The organism is Flavobacterium sp. (assembly GCF_046155325.1).
Taxonomy (GTDB): Bacteria; Bacteroidota; Bacteroidia; order Flavobacteriales; family Flavobacteriaceae; genus Flavobacterium.
This window is the reverse complement of record NZ_JBJXDQ010000120.1, coordinates 1-12178: the sequence shown is the minus strand read 5'-3', so window position 1 is coordinate 12178 and position 12178 is coordinate 1. Positions and strand designations below refer to the sequence as shown.

12 protein-coding genes and 1 tRNA gene are annotated in these 12178 nt (G+C 31.1%); 7 read left to right on the top strand and 6 right to left on the bottom strand.

Annotated features, from left to right (window positions below; all coding sequences use genetic code 11):
- The first annotated feature begins 217 nt into the window (after positions 1-217).
- From ACKVOD_RS08330 to eutC, 4 genes are all read left to right on the top strand, one after another.
- Positions 218-2704, top strand: coding sequence for a PAS domain S-box protein (locus ACKVOD_RS08330; RefSeq protein WP_409209010.1), 2487 nt, complete (start codon positions 218-220; stop codon positions 2702-2704).
- A gap of 84 nt (positions 2705-2788) precedes the next feature.
- Positions 2789-4090 (top strand): ethanolamine permease, encoded by a 1302-nt coding sequence (gene eat / locus ACKVOD_RS08325; protein WP_409209009.1) that lies wholly within the window; start codon positions 2789-2791, stop codon positions 4088-4090.
- Positions 4091-4139: 49 nt separating this feature from the next.
- On the top strand, positions 4140-5516 hold the full coding sequence (locus tag ACKVOD_RS08320; protein WP_409209008.1) for an ethanolamine ammonia-lyase subunit EutB: 1377 nt from the start codon (positions 4140-4142) through the stop codon (positions 5514-5516).
- An 8-nt stretch (positions 5517-5524) separates the two neighbouring features.
- Complete coding sequence (gene eutC / locus ACKVOD_RS08315) at positions 5525-6265, top strand: ethanolamine ammonia-lyase subunit EutC (RefSeq protein ID WP_409209007.1); 741 nt, start codon at positions 5525-5527, stop codon at positions 6263-6265.
- Between the two features lie 556 nt (positions 6266-6821).
- Here eutC and ACKVOD_RS08310 read toward each other — a convergent pair.
- The 4 genes from ACKVOD_RS08310 to ACKVOD_RS08295 all read right to left on the bottom strand — a co-directional run bounded on the left by ACKVOD_RS08310 (position 6822) and on the right by ACKVOD_RS08295 (position 9177).
- Positions 6822-8114 carry a type II toxin-antitoxin system HipA family toxin gene (locus ACKVOD_RS08310; protein WP_409209006.1) on the bottom strand — a complete coding sequence of 431 codons (1293 nt, stop codon included), beginning with the start codon at positions 8112-8114 and terminating at the stop codon, positions 6822-6824.
- Entirely contained in the window at positions 8114-8458 is a 345-nt protein-coding gene (locus ACKVOD_RS08305) for a helix-turn-helix domain-containing protein (RefSeq protein WP_409209005.1), read from the bottom strand. Before ACKVOD_RS08305 ends, ACKVOD_RS08310 begins: the two co-directional genes overlap by 1 nt.
- 166 nt (positions 8459-8624) lie before the next feature.
- Positions 8625-8891 (bottom strand): hypothetical protein, encoded by a 267-nt coding sequence (locus ACKVOD_RS08300; RefSeq protein WP_409209004.1) that lies wholly within the window; start codon positions 8889-8891, stop codon positions 8625-8627.
- Positions 8892-8946: 55 nt separating this feature from the next.
- Positions 8947-9177 carry a hypothetical protein gene (locus ACKVOD_RS08295; RefSeq protein ID WP_409209003.1) on the bottom strand — a complete coding sequence of 77 codons (231 nt, stop codon included), beginning with the start codon at positions 9175-9177 and terminating at the stop codon, positions 8947-8949.
- A gap of 707 nt (positions 9178-9884) precedes the next feature.
- On the opposite strand from ACKVOD_RS08295, the gene ACKVOD_RS08290 reads away from it, so the two are divergent.
- The 3 genes from ACKVOD_RS08290 to ACKVOD_RS08280 are packed head-to-tail and all read left to right on the top strand — an operon-like array spanning position 9885 to position 11427.
- Positions 9885-10097, top strand: a complete 213-nt coding sequence (locus ACKVOD_RS08290) for a helix-turn-helix domain-containing protein (RefSeq protein ID WP_409209002.1) — start codon at positions 9885-9887, stop codon at positions 10095-10097.
- Positions 10094-10420, top strand: a complete 327-nt coding sequence (locus ACKVOD_RS08285) for a HipA N-terminal domain-containing protein (protein ID WP_409209001.1) — start codon at positions 10094-10096, stop codon at positions 10418-10420. The genes ACKVOD_RS08290 and ACKVOD_RS08285 overlap by 4 nt, the downstream gene beginning before the upstream one ends.
- Entirely contained in the window at positions 10417-11427 is a 1011-nt protein-coding gene (locus ACKVOD_RS08280; protein ID WP_409209000.1) for a type II toxin-antitoxin system HipA family toxin, read from the top strand. The genes ACKVOD_RS08285 and ACKVOD_RS08280 overlap by 4 nt, the downstream gene beginning before the upstream one ends.
- Positions 11428-11674: 247 nt before the next feature.
- On the opposite strand, the gene ACKVOD_RS08275 is transcribed toward ACKVOD_RS08280, so the two are convergent.
- Positions 11675-11748, bottom strand: a tRNA-Asn gene (locus ACKVOD_RS08275).
- Positions 11749-11833: 85 nt separating this feature from the next.
- Positions 11834-12178, bottom strand: a 345-nt coding sequence (locus tag ACKVOD_RS08270) for a site-2 protease family protein (protein WP_409208999.1), incomplete at its 5' end; no start/stop codon positions are given.

Genomic DNA, 12178 nt, shown 5'->3' with positions numbered 1-12178 from the left:
GTTAACCTATTTTGCCATAGGCTTAATAAAAGAAACCTTAAATCATTTTAATGTTAGTGGAGCTGTTACTATTGACAAGTCTTTTGATGCTAAAAATGGAGTAAAATTTGATATTGAACTAAATTAGGCGCCTATAATTTAATGTTTTTTATCTGTAATAAACACACTATCATTTTTCCTTATTTTTTTATTTAAATTACTAAAAGACCTATTTATTTTGAGTACAAATAATATAGAAATATTAAAAAGAGCACTTGAAAGAGAGCGCAAAGCTAAAGAACTTGCTGAAGGTTTTGTAGAAAATCGCTTGAGGGAACTTTATCTTAATAATATACAACTTTCAAATAGAGTATTGACTCAAGAAGAATTTCAGAACGATCTTTTAGACAATCTAGTAGATGCATTATTTGTAGTTGATTTTAATGGTGACATTTTAAAAATTAATAAAGAAGCAACGAAACTTCTAGGCCTTAGTAATGATTTTAGAATAGATAATATTTCGCAATTTTCTAATAGACATAAAAAGGAAATCCACAAACTATTAGGCAAAGATTATCTTGAAAGCGAAAAGGAAGTTTTTTATTATGAATTTATAAATGCAAAAAGAGAAAAAAAATACGTTAATATAAAATCAAAAATTTTAGTTGATTCTGAAAAAATGCCCTATGCGCATCAAGCCATTGTAAGGGATGTAACTGAAAAATATTTGCTTGACTTAAAAGTACAAAAGCAACAGCAATTTGAAAAATTTGAATCACAAATAGTAAAAGATTTATTAAAGAGTAATGATATTTTTACCAATGCTTTTGACTTGGTTAATCATATTGCTGAATTTTTAAATACGTATGATTGCGTGTTTTATGGCTTTATAAACGGAGAGTTAGTTCAATTAGCAACAACAAGTAATAAATTAGACGCGAATCACATCATAAAAAATAAATTAGCAATACCCATAGATAAAGGTGTGGTTGGAAGAGTAGCAAGAACCAAAAAAGGCGAAATAATTAATGATACCACTAAAGATAAAGATTATATTATTGACGATTTGCATAGGCTTTCCGAAATTACGGTTCCCATTTTGTTGGATGGTCAGGTAGTTGGTATTATTGATTCTGAACATCCTGAAAAAAATCATTATACCAAAGATAAATTAGCTGCTTTATCTAAAATTTCAATTTTAATTTCTCTTCATATAAAAAATTCAGCTGCAGAATTAGAAAAAAGTTTAAAGCAACAAGAACTAGAAGCTACAAAAAACAGATTAGAAATTATTTTTGAAAGTTATTCTGATGCTAAAATTATAGAATCTAAGGACAGATATATAGAATTTGCCAGCAATGCTTTTTTAAATCTTTTTAATATACCTATAGAGGCACATGATCAATTAATAGGCTTATCTTGTGAAATTGCAAGTGATAATTCTAAAGGGGTTTTTCTTAATGAAAATGAATTTGTCAGTAGAATCGAAGAAATAATTAAAAATCAAGAAGCGGTATCTGATGAAATCCTTGAATTAAAAGACGGTAGATTTGTTTCTAGAAGTTATGCCCCAATATTACTAAACGGCAAATTAGATGGTCACGTATGGACATATAGAGATGTTACACTTCAAATTAATTATGATAAAAGTTTAAAATTTCAAAATACAAAATACAAAAATATTATTGAGAATATTAATCTTGGATTAATGGAAGTTGATAATAATGATATCATTTTATCTTTAAATAATGCTTTTTGCACTATGAGTGGTTATGCTTCAGATGAACTTATTGGAAAGAGAGCAAAAGATGTATTAATTACAAACCAATATCTAGAAATCATAGATAAGAAAATCAGAATTAGAAAAGAGGGTATTGATGATGTATATGAAATTGAAATTTTAGCTAAAAATGGAGAAACGAAGTATTGGCTAGTAAGCGGTTCTCCTAATTACAACATTAATGGTGAAATAATCGGCTCGTTAGGTATTCATTTGGATATTACAGAAATAAAAACCTTAATTTTTAAAAACGAAAAATTAATTTCAGACTTAAAGGAGAGTAACATTGAACTTTCTAATTACGCCCATATAGTATCCCACGATCTTAAAACACCTTTGCATAGTATTGCATCATGTGTCGATTGGATTAAAGAAGATAATGAGGGTAAATTAAGCAAGGATAGCTTAGAATATATTTCTATCATTAATGAATCTATAATTGATATGAATCAGTTAATTTCAAGTACTTTACAATATTCTGAACTTAGATCTTCTCAAAAAGAACACAACAAATCTGAAACACAGCTAGTTGTTGAGAGTATTATAATGAATATAGATATTAACAAAATGAAAAGTGTTAGTGTCAATATACTAAAGCCACTACCCGATATTAAATTAAATAATACTAAAACCAAACAGATCTTCCAAAATTTAATTGAGAACGCCTACAAATATAGAGATGCCAATAAAAAAAGTATTGTTACTATTAATTGGGAAAATCAAAATGAATTTATACTGTTTTCTATTGAAGACAATGGTATAGGTATAGCCGAAGAACATTTTGATTTCATTTTTCAAGTCTTTAAAAAACTAAATAACAGAACAGATTCTAGCGGTATCGGATTATCAATTGTTAAAAATATAATAGAGACTGCAGGTGGTAAAATTTGGTTTAAATCAAAATTAAACGTAGGCACTACATTCTATTTTACTTTACCTAAATAACGTCTCTAAAAAATTAATGAAACACAAAAAGTACGCTTATATATAGTATACTTAACCCGCTGGGTGTAATTTAACAGCTATTTTATGAACACACATCTTAAAAAGACACTGTCACCTATCCTCTTATGGGGTCTTGGGGTAGGATATGTAATATCTGGAATGTATTTTGGTTGGAATTTAGGACTTGAAAAAGGAGGTACATTTGGAATGGCAATTGCCACTTTCATTATAGCAATTATGTATGTATGCTTTAGTTTTTCTTATTGCGAATTATCTTGTGCAATTCCAAAAGCAGGTGGTGGTTTCGATTATGCAAACAGAGCACTAGGAAAAGATATAGGTTTTATTACAGGACTAGCCCAAGTTATTGAATTTGTATTTGCACCTCCAGCAATTGCAATTGCAATAGGGGCCTATTTAAATCTTTCATTTCCACAAATTCCTATTATACAAACTGCAATTATCATTTACTTAATATTTACAACGTTAAATGTATTGGGTGTAAAAATAGCAGCCAGTTTTGAACTTTTTATTACCCTACTTGCTGTTGCAGAGTTATTGCTTTTTTTCGGAATAACAATCCCACATTTTTCAGCAGATAACTTCACAAAAAATGCAAGCATAAATGGTTGGGCTGGGATTTTTGCCGCTATTCCTTTTGCTATTTGGTTTTTTCTTGGTATAGAAGGTCTTGCAAATGTTGCAGAAGAGACCGTAAATCCTCAAAAAGATATCACAAAAGGTTTTGGAAGTGCTATGCTAACACTAGTTATAATATGTGTTATGGTATTTGTAGCTTCAATTGGTGTAGGCGGATGGGAGGAAATTGTTTATAAATCAGATGGAAGTTTATCAGACTCACCGCTTCCTTTAGCAATGGCAAAAGCGGTATCAAAAGATAGTCTAATGTACCAATTAATTATTAGCGTTGGCCTATTTGGTCTTATAGCATCATTTCATGGATTAATTCTTGCCGGAGGAAGAGCCACTATGGAGTTAGGAAAAATAAATTATGCGCCGAAATTTTTAGGAAAAATAAACACAAAATTTTCAACTCCTACCAATGCTCTAATCGTAAATATGATTCTTGGAATTGCAGCTTTGTTTACTAATAAAACAGGCGAAATAATAACTATCGCTGTTTTTGGAGCACTTACTTTATATATTATTTCTATGATATCATTACTAAAGTTACGAAAAACGGAACCAAATTTAGAAAGACCGTTTGTTGTGCCTTTTTATCCAATTCTTCCAATAACAGCAATGATAATAGGTTTATTATCCATCATTACCATGAGTTATTTCAATCCTGTTTTGGCTTTATTGTATTTTGGGACAGTCGTTTTAGGTTACCTCTTCTTCAAAATATTTTATAAAACCAAATAACTATTGTAAAAAACCAAATTCCATCAAATTAGACTTTTAAATCAAATCAATGTACAAACACACGGTAAATAATATTGTTTTTGTTTTTGACACCCTAGCCGAATTAATGGCCAAAGCTTCACCGCTCCGTTCTGGAGATATTTTAGCCGGAATTGCAGCAAAATCATATCAAGAACGTGTTGCCGCACAAATGACACTGGCTGAAATTCCAATTTGTGAATTTTTAAATGAACCATTGATTCCCTATGAAACTGATGAAGTTACTCGATTAATTTTTGATAGTCATGATAAGGAAGGTTTTAAAAGTATCTCCCATTTAACAGTGGGGGATTTTCGTAATTATTTACTTGATAATACTATTCAGAAAAACGAATTAACCAGTATACAAAAATCAATTACTCCTGAAATTGCTGCTGCTGTCTCTAAAATTATGAGCTTACAAGATTTGATACTTGTTAGTTCAAAATGTGAAGTAATCACTAAATTTAGAAGTACAGTTGGATTAAAGGGTCATTTATCGACGCGTCTTCAACCTAATCATCCAACAGATGACGTTAAAGGAATACTTGCCTCAGTAGTTGATGGCCTTTTTTATGGAAGTGGCGATGCACTTATAGGTATAAATCCTGCTTTTGACAATATTAATACACAAATCAATTTATTAAAAATGCTGGACGATATGAGACAGCAATATAAAATACCAACACAGATTTGTATACTTAGTCACATAACAAATACAATAATGTCTATTGAAAAAGGAGCTCCAGTAGATTTAGTTTTTCAATCAATTGGCGGAACCGAAAAAACAAATAAAAGTTTCGGCATCAATTTATCTGTTTTAAAAGAAGGTTATGAGGCTGCACAATCATTATCAAGAGGCACAATAGGAAATAATGTTATGTATTTTGAGACAGGGCAAGGGAGTTCACTTTCTTCTAACTCAAATCATGGTATTGATCAACAAACATTAGAAGCTCGTGCCTATGCGGTAGCCCGTGAATTCAATCCTTTTTTAGTAAATTCAGTTGTGGGCTTTATTGGTCCAGAATATTTATTTGATGGTAAACAGATTATAAGAGCAGGCCTAGAAGATCATTTTTGCGCTAAAATTATGGGGCTTCCAATGGGTTGCGATATTTGCTATACAAATCATGCTGAAGCAGATCAAGATGATATGGATGTGTTATTAACGCTTTTAGGAACCGCAGGATGCAATTTTATAATGGGAATTCCCGGAGCAGATGATATTATGTTGAATTATCAAAGTACTTCTTTTCATGATGCTTTATACATTAGAAAACTTCTTGGCCTTAAACCAGCACCAGAATTTGAAGAATGGTTAATCAAAAATGGTATAATGAATCATAATAATGAACTTTTACCCCATAAAAGTCAACACAAATTATTAGAATTAATCAATAAATAATTTTATTTATGGAGTTGGATGATTGGCATATTTTAAAAAAATATACAAATGCAAGAATTGCACTTGGTAGATCAGGAAATTCATTACCAACTAATAAGGTTTTAGAGTTTCGAATGGCACATGCACTGGCAAAAGACGCTATAAGTACTGAATTGGATATATTAAATTTAGCTGAAGATGCAAAAAAAATTAGTTTCGATAGCATTTTAGTTCAAAGTCAAATAAGTAACAGAATTGACTATCTTAAGAATCCTAATAATGGAAGACTTCTTAATGAAATAAGCATAAAAAAACTAAAAGATTGGCCTGAAAAAAAAATAACTTTGTCTATCATTATTGCAGATGGATTATCAGCTGAAGCTGTAAATCTTCATGCTATTAAACTAATAGCACATTTAATTCCTAAATTAAAACTTAAGACTATATCGCCAATTATTCTTGCAAAATATGGCAGAGTTGCTATTTCAGATGAAATTGGAGAAATACTAAACTCCAGTATTGCTTTGGTTTTGATTGGAGAGAGACCAGGATTAAGTTCGCCAACGAGTATGGGTGCATATATTACTTATAATCCCAAAAAAGGAAATACAGATGAAAAAAGAAATTGTATTTCAAACATACAAATTGAAGGTTTGTCATATGAATTTGCAGCCATGAAATTAGCCTATTTAATTGACGAAATGTTATTTAAAAAACTATCAGGTGTAGATTTAAAAGATGATTTTTCAGATAAATACATCAATAAATAAATTGAAAATATTTATTGCCAAATCACTGCCAAATATTATATATATAAATTTATAGCGTTTTTTTGTCCGATAGCGCTGATTTGCAATCCCTGCCCTTTATGAAATTCTTTAACTTTTATATTAAAGCCGCTGTTTTTTCTTGTCTTTGTGGGTACGAAGTCAGGAGACATCACAGAGCAATCCCGACTTGTAAGAACGTTTAATTTTTATAGAACACTTCGAAGAGCTGGGTCTTTTTTTAGCTGCTTATTGAAATGGGCACGGATTAGAAAGCCGCGCTAGCGGGTTAAATTAACTCTAAAATCCGTTTGATTAATAGAGATGTTTTAGTGATAAACCGCGTTGCAAACGCTAAGATTTGTGTGTTAATATAGGTAGGTACTCGTCGCAGACGAGCACCAATGTGGAAACTTTAACTCTATTACTTTTATACCAGTTTCTTCAATAGCTATTAATTATTCTTTTTTTTGATCCATCCGTATCAAAATAGAAAAGTATGTTTTTGTCACTTTCTCTAAGTGTTTGAATTACTTTCTCTGCAAACATTTTTCTTTACTTATAAGATTAGATGTGATTTACCAATACTCTCTTTCATATAATTATCAACTTTAGTGGTTTCAGCGAATTCATACCATTTTTTTGCAACCGTATCAATTTGTTGAATAATTGTATTTGCTTTTTTTATATTCATTGATTTTGCCACCGAAAGTAAGTCGTCTTTTGTGATATTCGTCCTCTTACCATTAATACTCAAATTATGCTGACTTACCCAATCACTACCGGGGCGATAGGCATAACAAATATCGTAAGCAGGTGAAAGCTCCCAATCCCCATTCTCTTTCAATCGGAAGGCAAAGTTCTTTGTATGGTCATCGCAATTTCGTGTAATGACATTGAATACCATTCGTCTGTATAATTGTTCTGCTTGTGGATAGGGCAGTCTTAATAAACGCATCGTTTGAAATAATTGCTCATAGCTATAACTCGTTATTTGTTTGAAATCATAATGTTGCATAGCGCATAAGGTTTGTATGTGATGCTTTTGTTCACTTCCTTCACGGTCAAAACGTTTGGTCATAAAATGGGCTCTACCATTTTCTTCCATTAAACGAGATTCCATCATTTCAATTCCGCAAGCTTTTGCCATCAGGTAATACGCCATTTCAATTCTGCCGTAGCCAGTACTTTCACCAAACTGTACATCGCTAACCGTATCTAACTTAATCAACCAATGTTCAAATCCTTTTGGCGCATTGGTTTGCCCTGATTTTACTTGTCCGGTTTTTTCGTTGTAGGCAATAATGGCTTTAGGACGCGCACCACCTGCAGAGGTTCCAATTTTAAGAATATCCAACATGGCTTGCTGTTCATCTTCATTTAAGTTGGTTTCAAAACCTTCTCTTTTGGAAAGCATCTTTTGAGAAATGGTTACTAAACTATCTATTTCTATATCAAATGCTTTTTTGTTAGGTTTCAGTTGTGAAGGCTCAAATTCTAAAGCTCCCATCCCTCGTGCTCCTATAAAGCATAACAATTCTACGGGATTCATACTGTTTTCAGAACGACCATTTTGTGCTAACCATGCATTTATTAATTGATTACCGTAATCGTCAGGTAATACATCTGCTAGTAAACCAGGTAAACCATTAAATGTTTTTGTGTCTCTAAGTTCTGGAAATGAAAAAATACGTTTGTTGCTGTTTGCAATTGGCATTTTTAGTGGAGACAAATCTGATTTAGTTTTTATGAATTTTGGATCGTATTCAAAACTTGCATAACCTGATTCTGTATTCCATGCTACTGCACCAACTGTTTCTCCCCATATTTTTACAAAAGCTGTTGTTACCATTACCAATCTGATTGTTTTGTATTATCATTATCGTTATTTCTGGCTCGTTGTCTCTTTTTTTGGTTCAGCTTAGCTAATTCTATTGGGCTTATTTCTTGTTTAATAGAAAAAATTTCTAATAGATGTAAAATATTCAAAGCTCTCATAATTTGAATTAACGAAATCATTGTAATAGCTTCCCCATTTTCAATTTGACTTATTGTCCATCTGTTTATGCCTGCTTCATCTGCCAATTGCGCTTGCGTTTTATTGCTATTTAATCGTTCGTTTTTAATGAATTCTCCAATTTTACTCACGATTGCTGTATCGCTCATTGCAATCCAGTTAGTGTTGGTATTTCCCATTGTTATTGATTTAAATTGCTATCAGTGTTGGTATTTACCAACAAATGTAGCAAAAATAATTGTTAATGATTAAATACTAATAGTTAATTTTTAATTATGTTGGTAAATACTATCATAATAAATAAAAATAGCGTTTAATGTTAGTTTTTACCGTCATTAATTCGTTTTATAAAACTATAAAATCTAAATCATTCTCATCCTCGTCTAAAATCTCCATTGGTACATAATCTTCACAAAAGGATTTGAACTTTTCTTCTGAATTTTTATCCCAAAAAATGATTCTTTCTTTATTTAAAAGACCCGGTACCTTTTTGTACACATCTACTGTTTGTTCAGTGATAACTATAATTAAAACTCCATAAGTTCTTGTAATAATAGTGTAAGCAAATTCAAAAGCTTCTTTTTCAAATTCTAAAGGAATGTATGTTGACAAATTACGCGTTCCTTTTCCAGTCCTTTCAAACTCAAAATGGAATCGGATTCTACTTTTATATTTTTGCGAAAAATAAATTTCTTAAGTCGTAGTCTCTTTCTAATACACAAGTATTTTTTAGATTAAAAATTTTATAGTGCTCGATTATGCTTTCTATTTTAGGAATTAGCACTTCTTCGGATTCGCCATAGACAACGATAGGTATTGCACCTGGGGGTGTAAATTTTTTAAAATCGCGAATACCATTTTGTAGCTCGCCATCAAATGCTGTTATAATTAAATGCATGTGACTGCTAATATAGACATAAGCGTGAACGCTCAATCCTTTTTCCTTAATACCATAATTTAGGGATTAGTCCAGAATATTACAATAAATTGGCCGTACCAATAAATCTAACCAATCTACTATTGTTATCGTTATAAAAGTAGGTGTGGTACTATCGATGACTTTGTATTTTTCAGACATTTTTTATTTAAAATGTAGAGGTGTTTTTTAATGATGTTCCCGGAACTTTTCTAAAACCTGCATTGTTGTTTTCTAATAACGATTGTATCTCAATAATACTATTGTTAGTACTAAGTTTCCTTTCAGAAATTAAACTGAATCCCTTTTTTAAGGCTTAAATATAATTATGAACTTCTTTAGCGTTTAATGATTTTATATCTTTAACATTTAACTCCGCTTTATAAAAGTCATCGTGTGTTTGTTATAATTTGGTGTTGTGTGTTTGTTATAATTTGAAGCATAATTTTTGAATTAAAACTGTTATGTATAGAAAATCACATTTTTTTAACAAACAAAAAGTCTAATGTAAAGAAAATAGAAATTTCTTTACAAGAGATAAAAATGACAGCTATTAATCACACTATAATGTGATATTTTATTTAGTTCAATCCCATTTATAAAGTAAAACACATAAAATCACGATATAATGTGATAAATGTATTGACGGAATGCTTTTTTCATTACTTTTACATAAAAATCACATTATAATGTTAGTTAATCAGATAGCAGAAGCCATAAGAACAAGGAGGAAAGAATTAGACATAACACAATCACACCTCTCTGAATTGTCGGACATCAGTGTAAATACAATTTATAAATTAGAACGAGCTCAGAGCAATCCATCTATAGAGATTATTCAAAAATTGATGGATGTTTTAGGATTGGAACTCAATATAGAAGTAAAAAAAGTGAATAAATGAGAGCAATGGAAATCTATCGGAATGGGGTTTTAGCTGGACAACTTTCAGAGGAAAATAGAAACAACTTTGTGTTCAGATATGAAGAGCGTTATTTTAACGACACTACCAAACCTGCAATAAGCTTGAATTTGCCTAAATCAAAAATAGAATATACAAGCCAATACTTATTCCCCTTTTTTTTTAATATGTTAAGCGAGGGAGTAAATAGAAAATTACAAAGCATACAACTAAAAATTGATGAAGAGGATAATTTCGGATTATTGATGGCTACGGCTCAATATGATACCATTGGTGCTATAACTGTAAAACCCATTGCAAAATGAATATTGACGAAATAATAAATTGTCCCGGAACTTTATCCGAAGGATTTAGCGCTTATAGCCCGAGTTGCCTTAGAAACGTATTTAATGGAAAAAAAGTAAATCATATTTTACCGTATGATTCTACTAATATAGACGAGGATGTAGCCGAACAATTTATAGAAAACCGCAAAAGGATTTCTATTTCAGGGGTTCAAGAAAAATTAAGTTTTATACTTGATAAAAATAAATTGCGGTTAACCCATCAAGGAGAACAAGGAACTTATATATTAAAACCCATTCCAAGAGACCTTAAAAAAGTTGACCAGCTTCCGGCAAATGAACATTTGACAATGCAAATAGCCAAACAAGTATATGGGATTAATACCGCTGAAAACGCAATGGTCTTTTTTAAGAATGGCATACCGGCTTATATAACAAAGCGATTTGATGTAAAAGAAAATGGAGAAAAATGGGGCAAAGAAGATTTTGCTTCCTTGGCAGGAAAATCAAAAGATAATGCGGGGTACAATTTCAAGTATGAATATAGCTATGAAGGAATAGGTAAATTAATCCAAGAGTATGTGCCGGCTTGGAGGGTAGAAATTGAAAAATATTTTTCATTAGTTGTTTTTAATTATATTATTTCTAACGGAGATGCTCATCTAAAAAACTTCTCTTTGTTAGAAACCTCAAGAGGGGATTATGTATTAAGTCCCGCCTATGATTTAGTGAATACAAGATTTCATGTTGATGATACGGACTTTGCATTAGATAAAGGGTTATTTGAAGATGATTATAAAAGTGATGACTTCAAAAAATCATTACATCCGTCAAAAATTGATTTTATTGAATTTGGAAAACGAATAGGTGTTATGGAAAGTAGAATAGAAAAGTTGTTAGCTCCTTTTTTAGAAAAACAAAATAGGATAGAAGAACTAACAAATCGTTCCTTTTTAAATCCATCAAGTAAGAGAGCCTATATACTGTTGTACAATACTAAAATGAATTACTTGAAAGGTTCTAAATAAATTATAATACCAAACAATGATAGAATTATATCATTAACAAAAGTTAACCTCCGTAAGGAGATTTTTTTATTAAACCTAATAACATATCACATTAAGTTGTCTCGTATCAATCCCAGAAAACATAATACTCGAAAAAGACTGTTTTTGAACCAATTCAGAGAATAATTTAGTGGAGTTGATAGCCAGATTTTACGGTGGTTCGTAAAATACAGAAACAAAAAAAGCTAGTCTTTCGACTAGCTTTTTGCTCCCTCTCTTGGGCTCGAACCAAGGACCCTCTGATTAACAGTCAGATGCTCTAACCAACTGAGCTAAGAAGGAAAGTGTATTTTCACTTTTAAAGCGGTGCAAATATAGTGCTTAATTTTTTTGAAGCAAATAAAATCTATAAAAAATTTATATTATATTATTTTCCTATGATTGCCTTATAAATATCGTTGCCATTTGCAAAAAGCAACAACGATATAAGTAAAACAAAACCAACCATTTGGGCATTCTCTAGGAATTTATCACTTGGTTTTCTGCCGCTTATCATTTCGTATAATAAAAACAAAACATGGCCTCCATCAAGAGCTGGAATAGGTAATAAATTCATCACTCCAAGCATGATAGATAACAAAGCGGTAATGTTCCAGAAGACTTCCCAGCTCCAAGTGCTGGGAAAAATGTCAAATATAGCCTTAAAACCACCTACACCTTTATATGCTCCTGTTTCTGGATTAAAAATCGCTTTCAATTGTTTTCCGTAACC

Excerpts from the sequence above, each read along its gene's own strand:
- eat (WP_409209009.1), top strand. The coding sequence starts at position 2,789 with ATGAACACACATCTTAAAAAGACACTGTCACCTATCCTCTTATGGGGT.
- ACKVOD_RS08320 (WP_409209008.1), top strand. The coding sequence starts at position 4,140 with ATGTACAAACACACGGTAAATAATATTGTTTTTGTTTTTGACACCCTA.
- eutC (WP_409209007.1), top strand. The coding sequence starts at position 5,525 with ATGGAGTTGGATGATTGGCATATTTTAAAAAAATATACAAATGCAAGA.
- ACKVOD_RS08310 (WP_409209006.1), bottom strand. The coding sequence starts at position 8,114 with ATGGTAACAACAGCTTTTGTAAAAATATGGGGAGAAACAGTTGGTGCA.
- ACKVOD_RS08305 (WP_409209005.1), bottom strand. The coding sequence starts at position 8,458 with ATGGGAAATACCAACACTAACTGGATTGCAATGAGCGATACAGCAATC.
- ACKVOD_RS08295 (WP_409209003.1), bottom strand. The coding sequence starts at position 9,177 with ATGCATTTAATTATAACAGCATTTGATGGCGAGCTACAAAATGGTATT.
- ACKVOD_RS08290 (WP_409209002.1), top strand. The coding sequence starts at position 9,885 with ATGTTAGTTAATCAGATAGCAGAAGCCATAAGAACAAGGAGGAAAGAA.
- ACKVOD_RS08285 (WP_409209001.1), top strand. The coding sequence starts at position 10,094 with ATGAGAGCAATGGAAATCTATCGGAATGGGGTTTTAGCTGGACAACTT.
- ACKVOD_RS08280 (WP_409209000.1), top strand. The coding sequence starts at position 10,417 with ATGAATATTGACGAAATAATAAATTGTCCCGGAACTTTATCCGAAGGA.